The organism is Myxococcus sp. CA040A (assembly GCF_013336725.1).
Lineage (GTDB): Bacteria > Myxococcota > Myxococcia > Myxococcales > Myxococcaceae > Myxococcus > Myxococcus llanfairpwllgwyngyllgogerychwyrndrobwllllantysiliogogogochensis.
This window is the reverse complement of the sequence record NZ_JABUMR010000019.1, coordinates 1-24,633: the sequence shown is the minus strand read 5'-3', so window position 1 is coordinate 24,633 and position 24,633 is coordinate 1. Positions and strand designations below refer to the sequence as shown.

Below are 24,633 nucleotides of genomic sequence, written 5' to 3'. Positions count from 1 at the left end.
CGGCGCCGGTCAACCTCCGCGACGCCCAGGGGCTTACGGCGTCGGAGGCCGCGCGGGGGGCACGGTGTCTTGTGGAGGAGCCACGGTGTTCACGGGCGCGGAGGTCCCCGTCGGAGTCACGAGGTTCGCGGGGCCCGGGGACTCTCCTGGCACCTCGGGCTCGGGTGGCTCGTGTCCGCGCAGGGCGATGGCGGGCAGTGAGGCGGTCAGCACACCCACGTCGAGGAAGCCGTGGAACCCCTCGTCGGCCAGCTCCGGGAGCATGCGGATTGCCGCGGGCGTCTCCGGGCGAATCGCGACCTGGGGACCCGGGGTGATGCCCATGATGTTGCAGTCCATCTCCCCGTTCAGCTCCAGGTCACATCCCCACCGTCGGCCCTGCGCGTAGCCCACCTCCAGCACCTTCAAATCCCGGGTGCTCTGAAGCAGGTGCTTCGACATGGGGACGAAGTCGTCGCTCCAGTCCGCGTCCCCCAGCCGTGTGTGGGCATTGCCCGCGAGCACCAGGAACACGTCCTGGGGGCGCGCGCTGCGCGGGTTCAGCACCTTCCGGGCCATGTAGGCGTCGCGTGCCTTCCCATGGTTCATGTCCGTGTCCATGGCCACGACGAAGACGGAGCGCCCGGCGGCACGCAGCGCCCGGACCCGGTCGATGAGGTCCATCACCGCGCGGCTTCCCCGGCCGTCCTGTTGCAGCTTGCGCCAGAAGTTCCCGCGCAGCAGCGCATCCTGGTCCGCGGGGCGTCCCGGGCTCGCCAGATAGGTATTGATGCGCTCCTGCTCCTTCTCCGGGATGGCGAGGGCCACGGTGACGCCGAGCCCCGTCTGGACGGCCTCGCACGCCAGGTCGCCCACGGTGGCGGGAATCTCGCGGGTGCCGAGCTGCTCGCCGATGAGCACCGTCAGCCCGGGCCGCAGCAGTGACTGGAAGCCGGCGACTTCCCGCGCGCAGGGCTCCGGCACCTCGTCCTTCCAGCGCGTGAGATAGAAGGACGGGTCCCTGGCGAACGAGTCATCGCGTGCGAGGCGGAGCGAGCCGGTGAGCGTCTCCAGCGAGGGGCGTGACTCCAATCGCAGGGTGAGTGTCTGCTCCAGCTCCAAATCCCGGGTGCCCTGCACGGCTCCGTTCAGTTCGACCCAGGGCGCCACATCTCGCTCCCGCTGGGCGAGCTCCACGGGAGCGCCTCGCCTCACGAAGCTCTGCTCGAACCGCTCCATCAGCATGAACCGCGAGTTCAGCTCCCCTGACGCCTCGGGCTTGATTTCAACGTCGTTGCTGAAGGCCACGCGTTTCATGCGGAAGATGCGGATGACGGACTCGCGCTCGGAGATCAGCTCGCCGGCCACCAGGTAACGCGTGGAGTCACCGTCGCTCTGCCAGCCCCAGGACTGCGCGCTGAGCTGCGCGGTCCGCCACTCGGTCAGCAGATATCTCGGGTCCTCGAGGGGCTTGAGGACCCAGCCCTTCTCCGTCATGAGCTTCGTGGCCTCGGCCAGGGCCTTGTCCACGGGTATCATGAAGATGTGCTCGTAGCGGGGCTGCTCGGGCTCGGGTGCGACGGGGGGCGCGGCCTCCGCCACGGCTGGCGCCTGTGTGGGACGCGCGGTCGTCGCACATCCCGCGAGGAGCAACACGAGACCGGCCAGGGCTCGACGCATCGGAGGGCTCTCTTCCTTCGAAATTCCGCAGGCGGGGCTGGAACGTCCGGCCGCCCGAAGAATATCGGAAGCGCCCACCAGGTCCTCCATGGGCCGTTCGTCACCGTCGAGGAGGGGAGGGCTCTTCCCTCGTCCAGGCTCGATGGGGACGTGCTCGCGCTCCAACGCACCTGCGGGTTGAGTGGGTCACCCCGACGATGAAGTGGTGAATGTCCGACAACACGCTCGCACCGCGGTGTCACGCGAGCGCGGCACCTCGGCATCTTCACGATGATGATTGCCCGGGGGGCCGGAATGACGACACACAGGTGGTGGATCGTCCTGCTATGGGTCACCGGCTGCGCCGGAGCACCCGAGTACAGCCGTGCCGGTGAGTTGCTCGACACAAGCGTGGATGACTCGGCGGAGGACTGCGCGCAGTCAGCCGGGGACAACGACGAAGGCTGCTACGCCCCTTCCTGTGGCGAGGAGGAGTGTGGCCTCTACCGCTGCGAGGACCTCGCCTCGCCGCCGTATGCACTGAGATTCCCACCCGCGCAGGCCGCAGGAGGCGCGACAGCGCGCATCCAGAGGTACTGGGGCGGAGCTGTTCCCCTTCCAGGGCGGCAGCCGGTGTTCATCATCCCGTGGTACCGGCGCGACAGTCTGCCGAGCGTCAAGGCGGCGCGGAAGGCCATCGCGGATTGGAGCCGTCGCGAGAAGGAGCGACACCACATCTTCCCGCGCGCCTTTGAGGCGTACTTCCGGGGCGTCGGCATTGACATCCACCAGTACACATTGCTCGTCGACGTCGCGGAACACCGGCGGGTTCATGCGGGAACAGCGGGTGCCCCGTGGAACAAAGACTGGTACGACTGGATACGCGCACACCAGCTGGACGCGACACGTGAGGACCACTTCCAGCAGGGCGGACGAATGGTCGAGCGCTATGGTCTCATCGGCGTCCCCATGACGTACTGGAAGCGACTGGCGCTGTCCGCTGCGGCGGGAGATTGAATGCGGTACTACACGCTGACACAGCGAGGCGTCGAGCCGTCGAGGTGGACCGGTGCCTACGACCTGGGACGGGAGTGGGTACTTCCCGGAGTGGAGTGCCCTACCTGCAAGACTGCTTGGGGAGGTGGAGGGTACGACTACCCGACGGTCGACCTCTCCGAACTGCCGCAGCGTCGGGACTTCGAGCAGCCGCGGTGCGTGCCCTGGGACCAATTCGTGCGCCTGCGAGAGCGCGTGTTACCGCTGGTTCCGCCGGGAGCCATCGTTAAACCAGGCACGGGGTTTGGCGCGTTGACTGGCAGGGCCCGTGGGAAATTTCCCCCCGTGGTCATCCACGTGCCGTGGATGCTCCTGATGGAGCCGGCAGTGGTGGCGCGGCTCAAGGGGCTTACGGGGTTCATCCCCGTCGCGACGCGCTTCAAGGCGCGTCCTGGGATGCGTGACCTGGTCGAGCTTGAGGTGCGGCCTGGCGGAAGCATTTCGGGAGCCGCTGCCCATGAGCCCTGCAGTACCTGCGGGCGCACGGGCTTTGTGCTGCCCCCTTTTGGCCAACTTCGCCTGAGTGAAGTGCCCACCGTCGATTTCGCGCGGAGCGGTGCGTCCGTCGTGGTGGTGAGCGAGCGTGTCGTCGAGCGTTTGGAACGCGAGCTGGAGGAGTCGGAAGTTGTCGCGGTGGACGTCACCGGCGGGGCCCTGACGGCACGTGCGGTGCGGCCACCTGCCGGGGCCACCCATCACCACTAACCCTGCTGCTCTCGCCACCAGGACCTGGGCGGGAGTTCGACACCGGCGCCCGTTGCGTTCCCGGAGTCCTTGGATAGCGGCGCCACCCAGGGGCCCGCGTTGACAGGGCCCTTGGGTGAATCCGAGAGTCTCCGTGCATGAAGAAGAAGCACCGCCGAATCGTGGTCGATGACGTCACCTTCGCCTGGGCGGGCGACTGGTCCCACATCGGTGGGAGGCGCGTGGTGTCGCTGCGCGCGTGGCACCAGACCGACGACGAGCGGCCGGTGGGCCCGGTGCTGTCGGTAAAGCTGGTGAACAGGCACGGCGGCATGGTCGATTGCGCGGCCGCCGTGCCTCAGGACGCTCGCGCCGCCATCCTGCTCGGGAGGGCGCTGGGCTGGTCTCCGGAAGGTCGCGGCGTGTTCTGGATACTCCCCACGCATGGCCTTGCGCTCCAGGACCTCGACGTCGTCGACCCGACGATGCTGGGATGAGGTGGCTGGCGACTGGCCGCTCCCGCCTCCACGCCCGCTGACGGGCCGTGCGGACGAGCTGGTGGCTCGTCATCCAGACACCCTACTTTCAGGCCAGGAGGAAGCGTCCCATGAGCGGATCCTCGTCACGACCCGTCGAGAAAAGCGGAACCTTCAAGTTGGGCGGAGACCTGCCCATCCACCGTCTGGGCTACGGCGCCATGCAGCTCACCGGCCCCGGCATCTGGGGACCTCCGAAAGACAGGGCGGAGGCCGTGCGCGTCCTGCGCCGCGCCGTCGAGCTGGGCGTGGACTTCATCGACACCGCCGACTCCTACGGCCCCTACGTCAGCGAGGAACTCATCGCCGAGGCCCTGCACCCCTACGCCAAGGGCGTCGTCGTGGCGACCAAGGCGGGGCTCGTGCGCACGGGCCCCCATGAGTGGCATCCCGTGGCCGCGCCGAAATACCTGCGCCAGGAACTCGAGCTGTCCTTGCGCCGGCTGAAGCTGGAGCGCATCGACCTGTACCAACTTCACCGCATCGACCCGAAGGTCCCCGTGGAGGAGTCGCTCGGCGAGCTGAAGGACCTCCAGAAGGAAGGGAAGATTCGCCACATCGGCCTGTCGGAGGTCTCCGTGGAGGACATCCAGCGGGCGCGCAAGGTGGTGGACGTGGTGTCGGTGCAGAACCGCTACAACCTCACGGACCGCGTCCACGAGAAGGTGCTCGACTACTGCGAGCGGGAGAAGCTGGGCTTCATTCCCTGGTTCCCCCTGGCCACGGGCGGGCTGGCCAGGCCCGGCGGCGCGCTCGACGCGGTGGCGCGCAAGCACCAGGCCACGCCCGCGCAGATTGCCCTCGCCTGGCTGCTGGCCCGCTCGCCGGTGATGCTGCCCATTCCGGGCACCTCGTCCGTGAAGCACCTGGAGGAGAACCTCGCGGGCGCGGAGGTGAAGCTCGGCAAGGAGGAGCTGGCCGCCGTGGATGCACAGGCGTCGGGACGCTGACGCCGCGAGGCTGAAACGACGAACCCCGGACGCCGGGCACCCGCGACAGGGGCCGGCCTCCGGGGCGCCATCAGCCTCGGCTCCTGCCTACGGCAAGGTCAGGATGCCCCACTGCAGGAAGAAGTTCTGGATGGACGAGCGCAGGCTGTTGGTCTGCGGGATGCCCTGCGACGTGCCGTAGGTCCAGACCGCGGCATGCCCATTGGGGCCGTACGGGCACCGGGCGTACCCGTGGATGGCGATGGAGTGGCCGTTGGCCACGGAGGCCGACGCGAAGTAGGGGAAGGTCGCCGCCGCCTGCACGTAGCCATACGAGTCGACCCGGCCCGTGCTGCCGATGTTGGAGAAGACCGTGGCGCCGTTGATTTGATTGAACGAGCCGCCCTGGCTGACGGACGGGGTCAGCAACGGGGTGCCATCCACGCGGTAGACGGCCTGCTCCTTCGCGGTGGCGGAGCTGCCGGGGCTCGTGTAGGTGACGAACGTGGAGCCACTGACGCGTCCCTGGTGGTCGAAGCGGGCCGTGCAACTGGAAATGCAGGGGACGAGGCGAGGGAAGGGGAAGGGAATGACAATCACCTTGCCCCAGGGCCAGTTGAGGATGATGTCCTTGTAGTAATAGAAGACCCACTTCGTGCAGTTGAGCTTGAGCCTGACCTGGCTGATGCCTGTCACGCTGGTGGCGATGCCTGACGCGTTGCCTCCAATGGCGACCAGGGAGTGCTTGGCGCCCGGCCCGTTCCAGCCCGCGAGGGTGCCCGAGGCGTTCGTGAAGTTGATGCCATAGCCCAGGAAGGCCGGGCTGTGGGTGTAGACGGCCTGCCACACGCAGGTGCAGGGGCCGCTGAGCATGTACTTCGACATCGCGTGGGTGTAGGCGAGCGCCTCGCCGAGCAGCCGGGGGTTGTTGGCCTTCACCGCCTCGATGAGGTCAATCTCCTTGTCGGGGTTGCTCTCCTCGAGCTTGGTGATGACCTCATCCAGCTCCGCGCTCAAATGCACCACGTCCGAGTTGGACGCCGCGCCGGGCGCCACCGTCAGCGTGCACTTGTCGTCCCCATCCGTGCAGTCCAGGTTGACGGTGATGGGAAGGGTGGCGAGGGGCTCGGCCTTCGGGTCCTTGGTGTCCACCAGGACCAGCCGCTGGTTCCAGCCGGTCTCCCAGGGCCGCAGGAGTGCCTTCTCCAGCTTGACCTCCGACTCCTTGCCGGGCTGCGGGCTCACCTCCACGCTGTCATTGGCGCTGTCCTTGCCGTCATAGGAGACGAGCTTCGCGCCCTCGGGAAGGGCCTGCTTGTCCGACCAGAGGATGCCTACCCGCAAGGCTCCTTCCTCCAGCTTCAGGCTGGTGATGGTCGCGACCGGGCCTTCCTCTCCTTCACCAGGTTCGGCGGCGGCTCGCGCCGACGGAGCCAGCAACAGGCCGCCGAGCGCGAGCACGGACAGCGGAAGGGAACGCAGGGGGAGCGAGACGAGGTCCAGGAGACCTCGTACGGAACGATATGACATGGGGAAACTCCTTATGAAGCAGGAGACACGGTCGACAGGGGTTGTCGTCCGTGGATGTCTGTCCAAGCAGGTCCCATGCCGGTTGATGTGAAATGTCTGTTTTAGCAGGGCTGGCGCGGAGGTCTTGATGGGGGTGTGTCTGACTTTGGACAGGGGCTCGTGGCCTTTTGCGCCACGAAACCGCCCGGGGTGTAGCGCGTGACGCTACTCGCGTGGCCCGCACCGGAGGCGCAAGACAGACGCCGTGGGCGCGTCCATGCCCACGGCGAAGCTCCCTCGGCGTCACGGCGTGCCGAAGTCCTGGGTCCAGTAGTGCCGGTAGGTGCTGCTCGGGGCATTGAAGTAGCCGATGCCAATGTGCACGAGCAGCGGGTTCATGATGTTCGTGCAGTGCCCGCTGCTGGCCATCCACCCGTTGACCACCGCCGCCGGCGTGGAATACCCGGCCGCGACATTCTCCGCGGCGCGCCGGTAGGTGTAGCCCGTCGCGGTGATGCGCTGCCACGGCGTGGAGCCATTGGAGCCGGTGTGGCTCATGAAGTTGTTGGTGCCCATGTCCTTGGAGTGCCTGCGCGCCGCACACCGCAGGCTCGCGTGGTGCGTCAGGGCGGGCGCGGGCGCTTGCGTCACCCCGCCACAGACCGCGCCCGCGGCCCGGCGCTGGTTGACGAGCGCGAGGACCTGGTCCTCGAAGCCCGCCCAGGCGGGGTCCCACGTCGCCACATCGTCGCAGACCGCGCTGGCCGTGACGTCGCCGGCCGCGGTGCCGCCTGTCTCCGTGCGGACCGCTGGCACCAGGGCGCCTTCCTCCTCCGCGATGGAGGACGGCGTCTCCGGACCACCACAGCCACCGAGCAGCGCGGCACCCAGCAGGAACAAGGGAATGGAGCGGGAGGTCATGTCGAATCCTTTCTCAAGCAGATGTGTGGCCACCTCATCGGAGGCGGTCTCCTCATCCTGGCGAGGCTCGACGGGATGTCGAGAGGGAACCCGGCGCCCGCCTGCTCGCGCGGTGCGCCGTGCGCCCACTCCAATGCAAATGTTACCGGGACACAGTGTCGTCGCCGGCTCAATTCCTCACATGCCACCCGTTGTTCCCGGGACGAACGCAATGTTCCGCTGTCGCTGGTTCAGCATTCGCCCGGAATGAATCGCGGGGAGCCCCAAACCCTAGAAGACGCGAACGGGCCGGAGCCGAATCGAGGACATGCCATTGCCGAGCGCGCCCTGGGAGTTGTCTCCCCACCCCCAGACGACGCCGTCCGACTTCACGGCGAGGGAGTGCTGGGCGCCCGCGGAGATGGACACCATCCCGAAGAGCCCCTGCACCTGCACGGGTGATGTCCGCCGGACCCCCAGGCTTCCATCGCCAAGCTGTCCCGTGTCGTTGGCGCCGAAGCTCCACACCGTGCCTCCTGTCTTCAAGGCGAGTGTGTGCCCGTCGCCACCGTCGATGGCGGTGATGCCGAAGAGGCCCGGCACCTGGGGCGGTGTCCGTGAGAAGGCCGGCGCGCTGACTCCGAGCTGCCCCTGGGTGTTGTCGCCCCAGGCCCACACCGTCCCATCCGAGCGCAGGGCCAGGGAGTGGTTGCGACCCCCGAGGAGCACCGTGCCCTGTCGAGCGAAGCCCTCGGCTGCTCGCACGGACCCCAGCTCGAAGCGCCGGAGCTTCCTCGGATGCCACGGTTCATGATTCCCCCCATCGCGCGGGCGACAGGGGACGCAACGAATCACCCAACCGACCTCGCTGACAACAGGGACTCGGTCCCCTCGTGAGGGGGTGGTCTGGGGTACGCTGTGGGGGAATCTCTTCAGCGAAGGCACGCCACCATGACCGCGCAGCTCCGCGACACCGTCGAATACCGCAAGCACGCCTTCGAGCTCGCGGGGGTCCGTGGCTCCAGCCTGTTCGAGCCATCGACGCAGGGGCTGACTCCCGCGGCCATGTCGACGGCCTGCCAGCGAGGCTTCCTCTGTCTGTACCGCGTCGCGGAAAAGCGGCTCCAGCTGGAGGAGCTGCGCATCGGCCTGTCGGCGCAGGAGGAGCAGGCCGTCCAGGAGGGCCGGGGCACGCCGCTGTTCGGCCAGCTTCCCGCCTACGTCAGCGAGACGCACGAGCGGGTCATCTACACGCGCTTGCGCGCGCCCGTGGCCTTCACCGGGGGCCTGCTGGTGGTGGACGGCTTCACCCGAGGGGTCCCCGTCCAGGACGGACTTCACCCCGCCTGGAGTCGCAAGCGCATCCAGGAGCTGCTCTTCGAAGGCGGGCGTCTGGTGGAGGAGCGGGACTGCGGGGAGGTGATGACGCGCGTGCGCGAGCGGGTGCGCGAGAAGTCGCTTCAGCTGGACCTCGCGGCCCACCGGGCCCAGCTCGCGGAGTGGCTCACGGACGCGTTCCGTCTGGACTACGGCTCGGCGACGTGGGCCGCGCCGCGCGGAGGATGAACTGGGGGAGCAGCTCCTCGCGGAACTTCCTCCAGAGGGCCACGTGGTTGTAGTTGCCCGCGGTGAACATCACCACGAGGTCCAGCTCGGGGACGACCATCACCAGCTGTCCGCCGTTGCCGCTGGCTTCGTACTGCGAATACACCCGGTCGCCCACGCGCAGCTCGTGGCGCCACCACGCATAGCCGTACGTCCTGCCGGGCTCCATCGTCGCGTGGAGCGCCGTGGAGCGCTCCACCCAGCGCTGGCTCACGACGCGCCGTCCGTTCCACACGCCGCCCGACAGGTAGAGCTGCCCGAGCTTCAGCGCGTCGCGGGGCCGCATGAAGATGCCGCCCCCCAGGTACTGCTCCCCTGAAGGCATCAGGTCCAGGTGGTAGCCGCGCAGCTGGAGCGGCTCGGCGACGTTCCGGGTGAAGAACTCCGGTATCCACGTCCGCGTGGCCTTGCGCAGCACGCCACCCAGCAGGTTGATGTTCGCCGAGCAGTACACGCCCTTCTCGCCCGGCGCCCGCGTCATCGGCAGGTCCAGCGTGTACTTGTACCAGTCGGGCACCGTGTCATCGAGGCGCTCCTCGTTGCCCGGAGAGGCCTCGTCGTCGTCGTCACACGCGAGGCCCGTCGACATGGTCATCAAATGCTCGACGGTGAGCTTGCGCTTGCGCGCATCCAGGTGGGCGAGCTTCCCCCGGTACTCGGGAAACAGGGAGACCACCGGCGTGTCGACAGTGAAGGGCGCGCCCTGGTCCAGGGCGATGCCCATCAAGAGGGGCGCATGTGTCTTGGACGCGGAGCGCAGGTCATGGGGCCGCTCCTTGTCGAAGCCCTGGAAGTACTCCTCGAGCACCAGCTTCCCATGGCGCGCCACGAGCAGCCCCTGGATGGCGGGCGCCGCGTCGGGGCCGGGCTGCTGGTCCAGGATGCGCTGCACGAGCTCGCGCAGGGGCTGGACGTCCATGCCGACGTCGTCGAGAGAAGCCGTCGTCCAGCCATCCTCCTCCGCGATGGGTTTTTCATACACGTACGCGCCCGTCGCGGGGATGCGCGGATGGAGGCCCACGGCCTGGTCCCGCTCCCGGGGCGTGAAGTCGAACGTGGCGTCCAGCGGTGGGTAGAACAGGGACAGCCGCCGGGCCTGGGTGTCGAAGCGCCCTTCGAGGCGCGTGGTGCCCCGGGTCGCGACGAGCTGGACGAGGCCGTCCTGGACGCTGACGCGAAACAGCAGCCTGTTGCCGAAGTTTCGCTCCGGATTGCGGATGAAGGCGCTCAGCGTGCCGTCGGCCTGCTTCTGGATGACCAGATACAGGGAGAAGCGGTCCTCGAGCGGTGCGACGTCGCCCCGCCAGATGTTGGCCCGGAGGGCACGCAGCTCCACCGGGGTGGCGAACTTCATGCCGCTGGTGCGCACGCGCGGCTGAATCCAGTGGCCGCTGATGCGCTGGCCGTCGTCCGAGAGCGTCCCTCGCAGCTCGCCCTGGCCGCCGGGGAGGATGAAGGAGACCGCGTTTCCCTCCAGGCGCGCGGGCACGTCGAAGCCCGCGATGCGTGCGCGCCAGGCGTGCGCATCGCGCGTCAGCGTCAGCTCGCCCCGGACCTCCGGACCCAGGACGCGCTCACTTCCCCACGTGCCCACCAGGGCCTGCGCCGGGTCGGCTGGCGCGGGCGCCGCACCCGTGAGCCATGGGAGCCAGGCGAGGAGGAGCCAGAGCGTCGATGGAGCCAGGGAGGTCGAGTCGCGATGGGAGGCCATGCCGCGACGCAAGCTACCAGAGGGCCTCCGCCGGGCCAGGCCGGTTGTCACCTGCGTGAGACACGTCACAGCCGTGTTCCGGGCGTGTCATCCCGTGAGCCGCGAGAGGACAGGAGCCCTGGAAAATGGGAGGCGCGCCCCGCCTGAAACAGCCTGCCAGGGGTATCGGGCAAGCTGGTAGCGTGCCGCGCATGGCGAGCAAGAAGAAGTCCACGTCGAGTGAGTCCCCCGTGGCGGCCTCCTGGAGCCAGGTCGGCAAGTTCCTGGGAACGCAGTGGCCGTCGTTCGTTGAAAAGCATTCGGCCGGAAAGAAGCCGTGGTCGCGAGGGGGGCCCATCAGCGACGCGTTCGCGTCCTGGGGGCAACCCCTGCCCAAGGATTTGACCCAGTTGCTGCAGCCGCTGGCGGAGTGTGAGCCCCCGCCGCTCGAGGAGCTCACGCTCGGCTCGGATGCTCCGCGGACGACGCCCGGCAACCTGATGGAGCAGCGCATCGTCGCGGCCCAGAGCTACCGGCCGCTCTGGAAGGAACTCACGGGCGGCTTCGTCGAGATTGGCGCCACGTCCTCGGGTGACCTCTGGCTGTATGCCCGTGAGCCCCAGCGTGGAAAGGCTCGCGCGCAAATCTATCTCTTCAACCATGAGACGGATGGCATCGAGGCGCCGCAGGCCGAGAACCTCGACGCCCTGGTCTTCCGCGCCGCGCTCGTGCGGGCCCATGCGCGGGGCGAGGTCGACGCGGAGACGTTCAAGCAGGCCCGTCAGAAGCTGGACACGTGTGTCGGAGAGCTGGGCTTCGAGGAGACCCTGGCGGGAGTGAAGCCCTACGTGGCCAAGGAGGAGCCGGCCTACAAAAACGACCTCAGGGCTGGCTGGCTGGTGACGTTGCTGACGGAAGTGGGCGCGTCCGACGCGGAGCTGCGCGGAGCCTTCGACGTCGAGATGAACCCGCCGCTCACCGAGGAGCGACTCGCCACGAGCGCGGAGCGGTTCAAGACGTATCCGCCCGCGGCCTTCTACTTCTGCATGGCGAGCTTCTTCGCTGGCGACGAGGCGCGGCTCACTCAGGCACTGGAGCTGTGTCGGCTGAGCGATGCCCCCCTGGTGAAGGACCTGGTCGCGCTGATGGAGGAGCTTCGCGCGGGCCGCAAGCAGCTGGGCGCCATCTCCGACGTCCAGGCCCTGCGACAGCGGGTGATGGGACTGGCGCTGTGGGACGAGGAGGGGCGTGCGCGGGCGAAGGAGAAGGAGGCCGCGGCGGCGGCGGTGAAGGTCGCGAGCGCCGCGCGAGAGGGTTCGCTCGACGCGCTCGCCTGGGAGGCCGTGAAGGACCCCGCGCTCGGCGCCGCCATCCAGGAGGCCTATGCGGCGGACCCGTCCATGCAGGCCACCGTCGCCCTGATGTCGGCGTGGAAGGACGAGGAGAACTACCGCGACGAGGGGGTCATCGCGGAGCTCATCGCGGAAGGAGACCGTCGCGCCACGCCGCTGCTCATCTCCATCGCCCGGTACGGGGAGGGTGGCGAGGACCTCATCGCGCTGGAGGTGCTCGCGGCGTGGGCCGAGCCTCGCGCCGTCGAACTCGTCCGTGACGCGGCGTTCGCCGAGGACCGCTTCCACCTCAAGCGCCACCTGTTCATCCAGCTCATCCAGGCCCTGGGAGACAAGGCGAACACGAAGCACCTGCTGGCGGTGCTGCGCATGTATCCGCTGAAGGACGGGGATTCGGAGCGCAACCGGATGCTCGGCGCGCTCGTCTTCGCGCTCGGCGAGCTGGGGGACCCGGCTGCCGGTGACACGCTCCTGCGCTATCTGGAGCGCACGGTGGACGCCGTGGGCAAGGAGGCGCCCATCTCCTTCTCGGAGGCCGTCTGTTACGCGCTGGGCGCGGTGGGGGAGACCCGGGCGCTGGCGCCCCTGCTGGCGCGCTTCGAGGAGAAGCCGTGGAAGCTCTCCAGCTCGCCCGCGACGTGCTTCGCGCTCGGTCGGCTCGCTGGAACCGCCGACCCCGCGTCGCGCGAGAAGGCCCTCGCGTTGCTCGAGAGCAACCGCTTCTCGAAGGGGTTCTTCATCGACGTGAACAAGCAGAAGCACCCGAATACCATCGCCGGGCTCTTCCGCGACGTGGGCGGCCTGACGGTGGCGGCGTCGGGTCAGTTGATGCTGGAGGTCGCGATGGCCGGGCTCACCGAAGGCGCTCGGCGCGAGGAGGCGCTGGCGAACCTGCGCGAGCTGGTGACGGGCGTGCTGACGCAGTGGGAGGCGCGCTCCTCCAAGTACTGGACGGGCTATGACGGGTACGCGCTCCTGGCCTGGGCGCTGCTGGCGCTGCGGGCACACCCGGACCTGGGCCGCGAACTCGCGCGTCCGTTCGTCACCTCCGACGTGCCGCTCGTGCGCCTGCTGGCGAAGCAGGTCGTGGGCGCATAGGCCGCACCGCGCGGGGCCTGGGGCCGGGCATGGGTGTAAAGCCCGGCCCCGCGGGCTTCGCGGCGTTGCTTTTGGATGGGGACTACTTCGGCCCTTCGCGGAAGATGGCTCCCGCGAGGGTGGCCGCCACCGTCACGCCGGCGAACGCCACGAGCGCCGCGGAGACGAGCGCGAACAACATGGGCAGCCCCGCGCCGAAGTACACGACGGCGACCCAGCCCACGCCCGCCGCGACGACCATGCGCGCGGTGCCCGCGAGCACGGGCCAGAAGACGCGCGCCACGCCCTGGGCCGCGAACCCCAGCACGAAGCCCAACCCCAGCAGGCCGTAGAACGGCGCGACGATGCGCAGGTACGTCACGCCCGGCGCCAGCACCGCCGCGTCCTTGCTGAAGAAGTGCAGCCACGCATTCGGCGCCACGGCGGCGAGCAGCCCGATGGACCCCGCCACCCCGAAGCCCAGCCACGCGCCCACCCAGGCCGTGCGCCGGGCGCGCTCCCAATTGCCCGCGCCCGCGTTGGTGCCGACCATCGTCAGCGCCGCCGTGCCCAGGCCGAAGAGCAGCGGCACGAGCAGGTAGTCGAGCCGGGCGGCGATTCCATAGCCCGCCAGCGCCTCCACGCCGAACAGCCCCACCGCGCCCGTGACGATGATGACCGTCAGGTTGGGCTGCACCGCGCTCAGCGCCGTCGGCAGGCCCACGCGCAGGATGTCGCGAATCAGCCGCGCCTCCAGTCGCACGGGCGCCAGGCGCAGCGAGGTGCGGCCCGAAGCCAGGTGCCGCAAGAGCCAGAGCGAGGCCCCCAGATAGAACAGGACCATGGCCAGCCCCGCGCCCGCGATGCCCAGCGCGGGCAGCGGCCCGGCTCCGAAGATGAGCACGGGGGAGATGACCACCAGGATGCCCGCGCCGGCCAGCGTCACCGTCGCCGGCAGCTTGACGTTGCCCGCGCCGCGCAGCGCCGCCGCGAGCAGGTTGACGACCCAGAAGGGGATGGCGCCCGCGAAGAGATAGTTCGAGTACCGGACCGCCGCCTCCAGCGCCCCCTCCGCGCCCCCCAGCGCCCGGTAGAGCGCCGGTCCGAAGAGCCACGCGAGCACGGTGGAGGCCAGCCCCAGCCCGAGCCCCATCACCACCGCGTGCCACACCAGCGCGTCCGCGTCCTCCTTGCGATTCGCCCCCGTCGCGCGGGCGACCGCGGAGGCCACTCCGCTGCCGATGCCACCGTTGGACATCATCGTCATCAACATGAAGATGGGGAACACCAGCGACACCCCGGCCAGCGCGTCGGTGCCGAGGAAGCTCACGTACCAGGTCTCCACCACCCCGACGAACGCCTGCGCCACCAGCACCACCGTGGTGGGCACCGCCAGCTTCAGCAGCGTCGGGAGGATGGGGGCGTTGAGCAGGGCCTCGCGGATGCCGCTCGCTCCCCCGGGGCTCGTCCCGCGCTCGCTGCTGGCCTCGGTGCTCAAGGGGACCGCGCTCTTCAGCTGCATGGGGTAGCTCCCGGGTGACGTATGATGAGCGTAATATGGTCTTGCGGGGGCTCGCAGTGAAAAACGCGCCAGGGCTCAGGTCAGCACGAAATCCTTGTCCGGGAGCAGGGGCGGAGGGAGTGGCTCTCCCGCGAGGTCCATCACCGAGCGCTCGATGGCGCGGGTCATGGCGTCCAGCGGCAAGTCATTGGGTTCGGTGCCGAAGGGGTCTTCCAGCTCCGCCGTCACCGTGTCGAGCGCGATGAAGGTGTAGGCGACGAAGACGGAGACGAGTGGCGTGGACCAGCCCAGGCTGCCGGTCAGCGCGAAGGGCAGCAGCAGGATGTAGAGGTACACCGTGCGATGCAGCATCACGCTGTAGACATAGGGAATGGGCGTGCCGGCGATGCGCTCACACCCGCCGAGCACCTCCGAGAGTCGGTCCAGGTTGTCGTCGAACGAGGTCACGAGCACCTCACCCAGGCGGCCCTGGTGGCGCAGGCGGGCGACCCACTCGGCCAGGCCGAGGACCACCCGCGCGGGGCGGTGCTCCGCGGCCACCACGCGCTCGCGCACGCCGGAGTCCAGGGCGTCGAGTGGAACCGAAGTGCCGCGGAGTTGGTGGTTCAGCGAGACGGCCAGGGCGCGGAGCAGGTCCGTCACCTCGCGACGCTCTTCCAGGGAGAGCGCGGGGGAGGGATGGGTGAGTGCCTGTCTCATGAAGGAGCGCGAGACAATCATCAGCGAGCCCCAGAGCTTGCGGGCCTCCCAGAAGCGGTCATACGCGGTGCTGTTCCGGAAGCCGAGGAAGATGGCCAGCGCGACGCCGAGCAGGCCCAGGGGGCCTTCCCGCAGGTTGAAGGGATGGGGGCCGGTGGCCACCGCCAGGCAGGCGAGCGCCAGGAAGAAGCCCAGCCGAGGCAGGATGCGGGGGACGACGGAACCGCGCCAGACGAACAGCATGCGAAGCCAGTGCATTCGCGGACGAACAATCATGCGGCCCCACTAACCATGGCCGAGCGCGCTCGTCGACCACGGAACCCGGGGGCACGGGGTGGGGTTTCGGGCCATCGCGCTTGAAGGGGCGGGTTCGCGGATTCGCGTCGACGCCTGCTTCGCGGCGGCCGAGGTCGCGAGCCCTGGGCCGAGGGTCGGGCGTTGCCTCATTGGTGGAACGTGGACACGCATCTCCTCCAAGAGGTCACGGTCCATTTCGTGGGCGGAAACGCTCCGAGCGACGCATGGGCGCGTGGCCCTGGACCGACGTGGAAGCGCGACGGTTCGCCCTGGAGGTCGGCTCGTGATTCGTCTGAGCAACAGCACCCTGGTGTCCCTTCCGGCCGGCGTGGAGGGCCCCGCCTATGACCGCACCCGGGTGACGCCGGGCATCGCCCACCTGGGCGTGGGCCAGTTCCATCGCGCGCACCAGGCGCTCTACCTGGACCGCTGCCTCGCCCTCCCCGGGCAGGAGCGCTGGGGCATCGTCGGCATTGGCGTCCTGGATGGAGCCCGGGAGCGACACAAGGCGGACGCGCTCCACACGCAACAGGGCCTCTACAGTCTGACGGAGTTTCCCGCGCGGGGCCGTCCCACGGTGCGAGTGGTGGGCTCGCTGGTGGGCTACCTCCATGCACCCGAGGACCCCGAGCGCGTGCTGGAGCTGCTGGCGGCTCCGGACCTTCGCCTCGTCACCCTCACGCTCACGGAAGGGGGCTACAACCTGGACGAGGCAGGGCAGTTCCTGCTGGAGACGCCCGCCGTCGCGAGGGATTTGGACAGCCAGGTGCCGACCACCGCCTTCGGGCTCGTCACCGAGGCGCTGCGTCGACGGCGTGAGCGGGGCCTGGGGCCGTTCACCGTGCTGAGCTGCGACAACCTCCGTCAGAATGGCGAGGTGGCCCGGGACGCCTTCCTGTCATTCGCCCGGGCCCGGGTGCCGTCGCTCGCGAACTGGATGGAGGAACACGTCACGTTTCCCAGCGCCATGGTGGACCGCATCACCCCCGGCGTGACGGAGCACGAGGCGGCCCGGCTCAACGAGGCCAGCGGACTGGATGACGCGCTACCTGTGTACTCCGAGTCATTCATCCAATGGGTCATCGAGGACAGGTTCTGCGCCGGGCGGCCGCCCCTGGAGCGGGTGGGTGTCCAGTTCACCGACGACGTCGGACCCTACGAGCAGGTCAAGCTGCGGCTGCTGAATGCCTCACACAGCCTGCTCGCATTCCCCGGCCTCCTGATGGGCTACCGCTTCGTCGCCCAGGCCATGGAGGACCCCGCGCTGGTGTCCTTGCTGCAAGCGTTCCTACGCGAGGATGCGGAGCCGTTGCTGCATCCGCCGCGAGGGTTCTCCGTGCGGGACTACGGCGACACGGTGCTGGAGCGATTCAGCAACCCCGCCATCAACGACCAGCTCCTGCGCATCGCCAGCGACAGTGCCTCCAAGCTCCCCCTCTTCGTCCAGCCCACGGCGCGAGAGGCGTTGCGCCAGGGCCGCGACACCCGGCGCATCGCGTTCCTGCTCGCCGCGTTCTGCGAGTACCTGCGGGGAGTCGACGAGCGCGGCCATGTCTTCCTTCCCCTGGAGCCGCACCTGACGGGGGCCGAGGTGAGGCGCGCGCACGCCACGGACTTGAAGGCGCCCCTGGGCCTGGAGCTGTTCCAGGGGTGGGGTCTGGCTGAACATCCCGGGTTCGTGAAGGACTGCATCCACTTCCGACGGGAGCTGCGCTTCAAGGGCGTCTCGGCCACCCTGGCGGAGCTGGCGCGGTCGACGGAAGCGGCCTCGGCTTGACCGCTGGCGAGGGCCGGTATGTCAGGCCCTCGCCTGGCCCACCATGACCGACGCGCTCATCCGCTTCCCTCGACCCCGTGTCCGTCGACCCGCCCCGGTCGAATCCAAGGCCGCGAGGTCGGAGGGAAGGCAGACCCCAGGGAGGTGTCGGTGTGGCGCGCCTGCCAGTGCCCGAGTCACGGGGTGCCGGAACTCAAGGGGATTCTGGTCGACGCTGAACTCAGCAGCGTGATTGCAACGGTTGTTTGGTGGCGTGAGAAGAGGGCTTCATGATGACCGCGGGCGTTCGAGCGCGCTTTCGCGCCGCGCCTGACTGGAGTCCATCTCGATGCGAAACCTCGTCAGTGGGTGCCGCCGTTCCCTGGTGGTGGCCCTTGGGTTGTTGCTGGCCGCGTGCGGTGACGCGCCCGTCGAAAGTCCGGCCCCACCGGAGATGGCACCCCACCTCCCCAGCACCCCGGATGGACAGGTGCATGCCATGTCGTTGCAGGCCTTCATCGTCTGTGACCCGCCGAATGTCTTCACGTCGTGCGAGGGGTACGTGACAGGGGGCGTGGCGCCCTACACCTTCTATTTCGGGCGGAACATCATCGAGTACGAGACGGGGCGGCAGTACTCGGTGACGGGGCCAGGCACGGGGGGCTGGTACCCCTATGGCTGCACGCCTCCTTCCGAAGAGCAGCCCGCGACCTTCGACGAGCAGCCGACCCTCCGGGTGCGCGACGCGCTGGGCAACTACTCCCCGCTGGTGACGGACTCCTATCGCGCCTGCCACGCGCCGTAGTGGGCGCCGCCAGTGCGCGCTACTTGCTGTCGAGCGTGAAGACGCCGTCCCAGTCCTCGGGCGGCGGCGTCACGAGCAGGGTGTCGCACCGCGCGGCGAAGCGCTGGGAGGGAGGGTCCTCGGGCGAGGCGAGGAACACCGCGCGGGCCTCGGTGAAGCGCCGGGCCCGGTAGAGCGCGAGGCCCTCCGCGAAGCGGACGAGGTGAGGCGCGGGAGAGGTGCCCGCCACGCCCACGAGCTCGAACACTCGGACGGGCTGCTGCTTGCCTTTGACTCGCAACAAGTCCAGCTCGCGGGCCAGCACCACACCGCGCGCGGCGAGCAGCGTGTCCTCGGCGACGAGCGTGCGGGTGCCGTAGACCTTGGCGGCACCCTCCAGTCGCGAGGCGAGGTTCACCGTGTCGCCGATGACGGTGTAGTCCTGGGCCGCGCTGGAGCCCAGGTTGCCCGCCACGGCGTGGCCGGTGTTGATGCCGATGCGGCAGTCGAGCCGGGGCAGCCCTCGCGCCTCGAACACCGGAGACAGCCGGTCCACCACCGCGAGCAGGTCCAACGCGGTGAGGCACGCGCGCGCCGCATGGTCCTCCAGCGGGAGCGGCGCGTTCCAGAAGCACATGATGGCGTCGCCGATGAACTTGTCGAGCGTGGCCCCGTGCTGGGTCAGCACGCCCGTCGCCTGCTCGAAGTAGGTGTTGAGCAGCGCGACCAGCTCCTCCGGGCTGAGCTGCTCGCTCATCGAGGTGAAGCCCACCAGGTCGCTGAACAGCACCGTGAGCAGCTTCCGCTCGCCTCCCGGCGCGGCCTTCTCCGGATTCTTGAGCAGCTCGTCCACCACCTGCGGCGCGAGGTAGCGCTTGAAGAGGCCTTTGATCTGATCTCTCTGTCGCAGGCCGCTGACCATCTCGTTGAATGCCTGCGCCACCCGGCCCACCTCGTCGGTGCCGCGCACGGGCACCTCGACGGTGAGGTCTCCCAGCCGCACGCGCCCCGCCGCCTCCTCCAACCGCACCAGCGGCGAGGCCAGCCCGCGCGCGAGGAAGAAGGCGGCCGCCAGTGCGAACAGCGCGATGCCCACGGCCGTGGGCACCAACCACAGTCGGAAGCGCCGGAGGATGGGCTTGATTTCAGCGTCGAAGTCCCGGAGGACGAACACCTGTCCCATCCGGGCCCCGTCCACGCCGAGGAGCGTCCCCTCGCGCACCAGATAGTGCGTGTCGCCGAGGTACACATCACGCGCCTGCCCGGCCTCCAGCTTCGGACCGTCCAACCGCGTCTCCAGCGGGAGCTGGGACGCCGTGGCTCCGTCCTCCGCGCGGACAGCGAAGCTGGCGCGGGTGTCCGCCATCTGCGGCCCCGGTGCCCTGGGAGCCATCGGGTCCTCCATCAGCACGTCTTTCACCCACTGGCCCGACAGCACCACCCCCACCGGTTCGCGCGAGGCCCCATAGGCGGGCTGCGCATGGACGAGCAGCAGGTCCCCCTCGCGCACCTGCTCCAAGGGGATGAACGTGAAGGGCAGGGCGCGCAGCTGCGCGGGAGACCAGAGCGCCGACGTGGGACCGCGCCTCAGCGCGGTGTCGAGCAGCGGCAGCGCCAGCGGCTGGTCCCCCAGTTGCTCCGGCTCCGCGCGGGTGTAGACGAGCCGCCCGCTGGCGTTGAAGAAGGCCCAGGGAGGCTCGCCCCCGAACGCGTCGGTGTCGGCGGAGGAGATGACCTCGCGGGCATAGCGGATGCCGTCGGTCTCCGCCGTCTCGTCTCCGAGCCCGGCTGCGGCGTCGAGGGAGTTGACCGAGAGGGACATCCCCCTGAAGGAGTGGTCCATCGTCCGCGCCTCGGCCACGTCGCGAATGCGCTCCTGACTGGCGCGGGCGAGCTGCTGGAAGGCCACCAGCGTGCGCTCCAGGTCGCTGGCGATCTTCTGCTTGGCCGCCGCCTCCACCGCGAGCGTGGTGAGCACGAGCGCCGCGACGAGCGCCGCGCCTGCGAGCGCCATGAAGGCGAGAACGAGCTTCCGGGTCAGCGTCACCGCGCGAAGGATAGCCGCGCCCGGGCGCTCCCCGCGAATCTAGGGACTCTTGCCGGAGTAATCGGGCCGGGGGCCGTACTTCTTGCCGTGTTTGTCCAGGTGGGTGTCGTCGGCGCGTGTCTCGGTCAGCTCGAGCGTGGCGGTGGCGGTGCCGCCCGACTCCACGACGACCTCCACGCGGGCGATGTTGCTCTTCTCGTCCCGCCGATGCACGGCGAAGAGGGGATGGCGTCCGGGAGGCACGCCTCGCAGCTCGAAGCGCCCGTCCTTGTCCGTCACCGCGAAGGCGCGGTTGGGCACCACCACCACCGTCGCCACCATCTGCTCGTGGATGTCGCAGTACACGTCGATGATGCCCGTCTTCTTGAAGGTCTCGACGTAGGCCTCGCCCGGCCGGTTCTTGCCCGCGTCGAACCTGCGCGCCACCGAGCGCGAGAAGACGTTGTGCAGCACCACGTCCCGGTTGGAGAACTCCACCTTCTGTCCCGCGACGATGGGCAGCACCGAGGGGAAGAAGGTCTTGTCCCGCTGGCTCATCTTCGCCACCTCGGCGGGGGGCTCCTCGGTGTAGCCGGTGAGGTAGACGACCACGCCGGAGCGGTCCGCCTTGGGCGTCGGTTTGCCGTCCGGACCGATGACGAGGATGCGCACCTCTCCTCGCACCGCACCCGGCTCGGCGCTCGCGAGGGACGCGGTCAGCAGGAGCGACAGGAGGAGCGACTTCACAGCGCCACCGCCCAGATGAGCCTCGGCATGAAGCGAGGGGTTTCGTCGGTGATGCCCGTCAACCCGACGAAGGTACCGGCGGTAATCCACATGCGCCCGAACGTCCAGGCCACGCTCGGACCGACGAAGAGGTGCGGGTCGCCTTTCACGTCCTTCAGCCCGAACTCACCGAAGGACTCGAACGACAGCCGCAGCTCGTCCGGGATGACGGGATAGGAGACGCCCGCGGAGTACGTCCCGAGGATTTGGACCGGAGCGTCGCCGCCGCGCAGCCCGGGGATGCCCACCTGTGCGCCCAGGTCCAGCGCCACGCGCAGCCCGCTGTCCCACTGGTAGGAGCCGACGAGGTCTGCGTCCACGCGCGACGGGCTCGCCTCGCGGATGGACTGGTGCCAGACGGCGCGGATGAGCGGTTGGAACGCGCGGTCATCGCCTCGGGGAAAGAGGCGGTAGCGGAAGTCGGCCTCGAAGGAGTCCAGCTCCGTGATGTCCCGGTTGGCGCGCACCTGGAAGGGGATGGCGAGCTCCAGGTGCTGGCTCAAGCCGATGACGGGGCCCCACCAAATCCAATAGACGGAGGGGCGGTCCGGGAACGCGGGCGCGCGGCTGCGGGCCCACAGCCACTGCTCCAGCTCGACGTCGCCCTTGGGCACGATGTCGGTGTCGAACGTCCAGATGAAGGGGCGGCGGCCGGCCAGGGCAGGCTCGGCCCACGTCACCCCCAGGATGCATGCCACCAGCGCCAACCAGCGGACTGCTCGCATTCGCGCTCCCCACCCCGGGCGTCAGGGTGCTCGTGCTGGTGCCTAGCACACCACGCCCGGAGGTGGGACCGACAGGTGATTACAGCCGGTCGCTGATTCGCTGCTGCAACAGCCAGTCGTAGAGCTCCAGGGTGGCGTAGGCGGTGTCCCACGTCGCCTCGTTGTGGCCTGCGTTGGGGATGACGGTGACGCGCATCTTGCTCTCACCCGGGCCGCATTTCGTGTCGAGCCACGTCTTGACGCTCGTGGCGCGGGATGGCGTGTCCAGGGCGCCGTGGAAGGCCCAGATGGGCAGCGGCTTCAGGTTGCAGATGTTCGCGTTATTGGTGGGCGTGGAGGTGATGGAGATGGGGACGATGGCCGCCAGTTGGCTGGTGTGGTTCATGCCCAGCTCGATGCTGATGTTGCCGCCGCCGCTCAGGCCGGTGACGTAGACGCGGTCCGAGTCCACGCGGTAGTCCTTCTTGGCGTCCTCGATGAGCGCGAGCAGCGAGGGCGCGGCGAACCAGCCGGTGCCCGCGTTGTCGAAGGGGAGGCGCTGATTGGGCGAGATGACGATGGCCTTCATCGCGGCGCGGAAGCTGGCGGAGGAGAATTGCCGGGCCAGGCCCTCCGGATTGCTCAGCACCGCGGTGCGGTCGACGGTGAGGGTGCTGCCAGCGATGCCGTGCATCCCGATGATGAGCGGCCAGCGGGTGGTGCGGTCATTGTTGTACTGCTCGGGCAGGAAGAGGGCGTAGTCGTAGCGGACGTTGCGGACCAGCGTCTGCTGTCCGGCCGCGCACGTGGTAGGGCCGGTGGGAGTGGCGGCCGGTATGCCCATGAGCTTCAGCTCGCGCAGCCGGCAATGGGGCTTGTCCTTGCACACCACCCGGACCTGCGTGGTGATGACGGGCGTGGTGAAGGTGAGCGTCTTCTGCGTGGTGCTAAGCGGGTTTCCGTCCACCACGGTGCCAGGAATGGTCTTCCAGCAGCCGCCATTCCAGGCCTGCAGCTCGAAGGCAGGCATCGCGTTGGTCGCGGTCGCCGAGGTGCCCAGGTGCAGCTCCGCGCTGCTCACCTCGTAGGCGCCCTGGAGGTCCACGTCGAGGTAGTTGTGCGTCTGGAAGTGGAAACCGGACTCCCACCGGGTGGTGGGATTGCCGTCCACCGCGTTCGCCGGCGGGAGGGATGTGTTGAAGGAGCCCGCGGTGGCGGGTTTCTTGAACGCCACGTCGGTAAGCACGGCGGGCGGCGCCGTCACCGTCACGCTCACCTCGTCGGAGGCCGTGGCTCCGTCGTCGTCCGTGGCGGTGAGCCGGAAGACGAAGACGCCGGCGGACAGGCCCGCGACGCTCAAGGAGGCGGTGGTGGTGCCGCTCAGCGTGGCCGAAGGGCCGCTCACCTGTGTCCAGGCCAGCGACGTCACCGTGCCGTCCGCGTCGGTGGCTCCGCCGACCAGCGTCACGCTGGTGGTGGGCAGCGTCAGCGACCTGTCCGCGCCCGCGTCGGCCACGGGCGGGATGTTCACCTGCGTCGAGTGGGGCGTGCCGAAGACCCACAACTCCTTCACCCGGCAGTTGTCCGCGAGCGGGTCCCTGCACGAGAAGCGCACCTTGTTCGCCGTCACCGGCTGCGTGAAGGTGGTGGACACCGCGATGCTCGTGTTGGCCGTCTGGCTGGCTCCGGGGATGGGCTTCCAGCCCGTCCCGTCGTCGTAGAACAGCTCGTAGCTCTGGATGACGCGGGTGTCCCGGAAGCCGGTGTAGAGCTCCATCCGGGCCAGGTCGAACGTCCCCTGCAGGTCGATGTCGAGCAGGCGCGTCTGGTTGTAGATGCCAGGGCACCATCGCGACGTATCGGTATTGATGTCCCCATCCACCGCATACTCCGGACGGAACGGGTCCTGCGTGGAGCTGGCCGTGGCCGGCTTGTTCAAGGTGACGTTGATGAGCTCGTCGATTCTGGCGCGCTGCTGCGTGGGCTGGAGGGCGCGCTCGTCGCCCTCCGGTGCTCCGCAGCTCACGAGCGCACTCGCAGCCAACATGCTGATGAGGGATTGAAGCCGTCGCAAGGTGTCCTCCTCGGGATGGGGAAGAGGACATCTTGCATCAGTCACAGGGTTTCAAATCCGCAAAAGTTGTTATTCGTGTAATTCGCATGTAATGTCATGTCACCACTTGCCGGCGTGTGCGCCTCCGTCCACGTGGAGGACTTCGCCCGAGACATAGGTCGCGCCGTGAAGGTAGAGCACCGCGTCCACCATCTCCGCCACCGTGCCGACCCGGTGCATGGGGGACATGGTCCTGAGAAAGGGATGTTTGTCCTGGGAGTGCATGGGCGTGTCGATGGCGCCCGCGGCCACGGTGTTCACGCGGATGCCCTGGCCCGCGTATTCGATGGAGAGCGCGCGGGTGGCGGTCTCGAGTCCGCCCTTGGTCAGGATGGCGAGTGCTCCGGAGACGCCCGAGATGGGCTGACCCACCAGGGACGTGCCGATGTTCACGATGTGCCCTGCCTTCCGGGGCACCATCCACCGGAGGGCCTGCTGGCTCATGTGGAAGAAGCCCGCGATGTTCGTCGATACCAGCTGGGCGAAATCGCTCTCGTCATAATCCGTGAAGGGCTTTGCGATGAAGAGGCCCGCGTTGTTGATGAGCAGGTCCACCTGCCCGAAGCGCGACTCCGCGACCTCGAAGACCTTCCGCGCCGTCGCCTTGTCCCCGACATCGCCGTCCACGAGCGCCAACTGCTCCGTTGGAACGAGCGAGGGCTCGCGCGACGTCTGCCTCGCCGTCCCCACCACCGAGAACCCTCGCTCCAGCAGGGCCCGGGTGAGGCCCAGACCAATTCCACTCGACGCACCCGTGACGACCGCGACCTGTGAACCCATGGCTTCGCTCCGTGAACGGGCGAAAAGCCCGTCTCGACGGGCCTAGGTCCAATGCCGTTCACTTTAGGGACGGACGCGACGTAGGGGCCTGCGGGAGCGTGCTCGTCGGTCCGGGCGGGGACGCTTCCGTGGGTAGCTGCTCATCTTGATTTTCACCGCACGCGGATACCGTCTGTGACTTCGCCGCAGC

At 68.8% G+C, this 24,633-nt stretch carries 20 protein-coding genes; 8 read left to right on the top strand and 12 right to left on the bottom strand.

Annotation, left to right across the window (positions count from 1 at the left end; all coding sequences use genetic code 11):
* Positions 1 to 33: 33 nt before the first annotated feature.
* A complete protein-coding gene (locus HUA75_RS44045) occupies positions 34 to 1,659 on the bottom strand; it encodes a hypothetical protein (protein WP_174489868.1) in 1,626 nt (541 codons plus the stop codon).
* A 294-nt stretch (positions 1,660 to 1,953) separates the two neighbouring features.
* On the opposite strand from HUA75_RS44045, the gene HUA75_RS44040 reads away from it, so the two are divergent.
* From HUA75_RS44040 to HUA75_RS44025, 4 genes are all read left to right on the top strand, one after another.
* Positions 1,954 to 2,655 carry a TIGR02269 family lipoprotein gene (locus HUA75_RS44040; protein ID WP_174457815.1) on the top strand — a complete coding sequence of 234 codons (702 nt, stop codon included), beginning with the start codon at positions 1,954 to 1,956 and terminating at the stop codon, positions 2,653 to 2,655.
* Positions 2,656 to 3,399, top strand: a complete 744-nt coding sequence (locus HUA75_RS44035) for a double-CXXCG motif protein (RefSeq protein WP_141640820.1) — start codon at positions 2,656 to 2,658, stop codon at positions 3,397 to 3,399.
* A gap of 137 nt (positions 3,400 to 3,536) precedes the next feature.
* Positions 3,537 to 3,875 (top strand): hypothetical protein, encoded by a 339-nt coding sequence (locus tag HUA75_RS44030; protein WP_174489867.1) that lies wholly within the window; start codon positions 3,537 to 3,539, stop codon positions 3,873 to 3,875.
* A 110-nt stretch (positions 3,876 to 3,985) separates the two neighbouring features.
* Complete coding sequence (locus HUA75_RS44025; protein WP_174489866.1) at positions 3,986 to 4,864, top strand: aldo/keto reductase; 879 nt, start codon at positions 3,986 to 3,988, stop codon at positions 4,862 to 4,864.
* 87 nt (positions 4,865 to 4,951) lie between these two features.
* Here HUA75_RS44025 and HUA75_RS44020 read toward each other — a convergent pair whose 3' ends face one another.
* The 3 genes from HUA75_RS44020 to HUA75_RS44010 form a co-directional block, all read right to left on the bottom strand.
* Positions 4,952 to 6,373: a hypothetical protein gene (locus tag HUA75_RS44020; protein ID WP_174489865.1), complete on the bottom strand. Its 1,422-nt coding sequence runs from the start codon at positions 6,371 to 6,373 to the stop codon at positions 4,952 to 4,954.
* A gap of 282 nt (positions 6,374 to 6,655) precedes the next feature.
* Entirely contained in the window at positions 6,656 to 7,273 is a 618-nt protein-coding gene (locus tag HUA75_RS44015; RefSeq protein WP_141640824.1) for a CAP domain-containing protein, read from the bottom strand.
* Positions 7,274 to 7,543: 270 nt separating this feature from the next.
* Positions 7,544 to 8,017: a hypothetical protein gene (locus HUA75_RS44010; RefSeq protein ID WP_174489864.1), complete on the bottom strand. Its 474-nt coding sequence runs from the start codon at positions 8,015 to 8,017 to the stop codon at positions 7,544 to 7,546.
* Between the two features lie 186 nt (positions 8,018 to 8,203).
* Between HUA75_RS44010 and HUA75_RS44005 the strand changes: the two genes are divergently transcribed.
* Positions 8,204 to 8,818: a hypothetical protein gene (locus HUA75_RS44005; RefSeq protein ID WP_174461137.1), complete on the top strand. Its 615-nt coding sequence runs from the start codon at positions 8,204 to 8,206 to the stop codon at positions 8,816 to 8,818.
* On the opposite strand, the gene HUA75_RS44000 is transcribed toward HUA75_RS44005, so the two are convergent.
* The gene (locus HUA75_RS44000) at positions 8,757 to 10,568 is read right to left on the bottom strand and encodes a serine hydrolase (protein WP_174489863.1); all 1,812 of its coding nucleotides are present in this window, start codon (positions 10,566 to 10,568) and stop codon (positions 8,757 to 8,759) included. The two genes, HUA75_RS44005 and HUA75_RS44000, sit on opposite strands and share 62 nt — an antisense overlap.
* 191 nt (positions 10,569 to 10,759) lie before the next feature.
* Here HUA75_RS44000 and HUA75_RS43995 point away from each other — a divergent pair, with 191 nt between their 5' ends.
* Positions 10,760 to 12,997 (top strand): HEAT repeat domain-containing protein, encoded by a 2,238-nt coding sequence (locus tag HUA75_RS43995; protein ID WP_174489862.1) that lies wholly within the window; start codon positions 10,760 to 10,762, stop codon positions 12,995 to 12,997.
* 82 nt (positions 12,998 to 13,079) lie between these two features.
* Here HUA75_RS43995 and HUA75_RS43990 read toward each other — a convergent pair whose 3' ends face one another.
* Positions 13,080 to 14,498, bottom strand: coding sequence for an MATE family efflux transporter (locus HUA75_RS43990; RefSeq protein ID WP_174457806.1), 1,419 nt, complete (start codon positions 14,496 to 14,498; stop codon positions 13,080 to 13,082).
* 75 nt (positions 14,499 to 14,573) lie between these two features.
* Positions 14,574 to 15,473 carry a bestrophin family protein gene (locus HUA75_RS43985; RefSeq protein WP_141640830.1) on the bottom strand — a complete coding sequence of 300 codons (900 nt, stop codon included), beginning with the start codon at positions 15,471 to 15,473 and terminating at the stop codon, positions 14,574 to 14,576.
* Between the two features lie 304 nt (positions 15,474 to 15,777).
* Here HUA75_RS43985 and HUA75_RS43980 point away from each other — a divergent pair, with 304 nt between their 5' ends.
* A complete protein-coding gene (locus HUA75_RS43980) occupies positions 15,778 to 17,271 on the top strand; it encodes a mannitol dehydrogenase family protein (RefSeq protein WP_174489861.1) in 1,494 nt (497 codons plus the stop codon).
* A 328-nt stretch (positions 17,272 to 17,599) separates the two neighbouring features.
* The gene (locus HUA75_RS43975) at positions 17,600 to 18,055 is read left to right on the top strand and encodes a hypothetical protein (RefSeq protein WP_174457804.1); all 456 of its coding nucleotides are present in this window, start codon (positions 17,600 to 17,602) and stop codon (positions 18,053 to 18,055) included.
* A gap of 19 nt (positions 18,056 to 18,074) precedes the next feature.
* Here the strand turns inward: HUA75_RS43975 and HUA75_RS43970 are convergent, their stop codons facing one another.
* The 5 genes from HUA75_RS43970 to HUA75_RS43950 form a co-directional block, all read right to left on the bottom strand.
* Entirely contained in the window at positions 18,075 to 20,048 is a 1,974-nt protein-coding gene (locus tag HUA75_RS43970) for an adenylate/guanylate cyclase domain-containing protein (RefSeq protein ID WP_217446559.1), read from the bottom strand.
* 72 nt (positions 20,049 to 20,120) lie between these two features.
* The gene (locus tag HUA75_RS43965; protein WP_371746335.1) at positions 20,121 to 20,807 is read right to left on the bottom strand and encodes a plastocyanin/azurin family copper-binding protein; all 687 of its coding nucleotides are present in this window, start codon (positions 20,805 to 20,807) and stop codon (positions 20,121 to 20,123) included.
* Entirely contained in the window at positions 20,804 to 21,571 is a 768-nt protein-coding gene (locus HUA75_RS43960; RefSeq protein WP_141640834.1) for a hypothetical protein, read from the bottom strand. The genes HUA75_RS43965 and HUA75_RS43960 overlap by 4 nt, the downstream gene beginning before the upstream one ends.
* Before the next feature lie 79 nt (positions 21,572 to 21,650).
* Positions 21,651 to 23,624 carry a discoidin domain-containing protein gene (locus tag HUA75_RS43955; RefSeq protein ID WP_217446558.1) on the bottom strand — a complete coding sequence of 658 codons (1,974 nt, stop codon included), beginning with the start codon at positions 23,622 to 23,624 and terminating at the stop codon, positions 21,651 to 21,653.
* Between the two features lie 99 nt (positions 23,625 to 23,723).
* Positions 23,724 to 24,443, bottom strand: a complete 720-nt coding sequence (locus HUA75_RS43950) for an SDR family NAD(P)-dependent oxidoreductase (protein ID WP_141640836.1) — start codon at positions 24,441 to 24,443, stop codon at positions 23,724 to 23,726.
* Positions 24,444 to 24,633 lie beyond the last annotated feature (190 nt).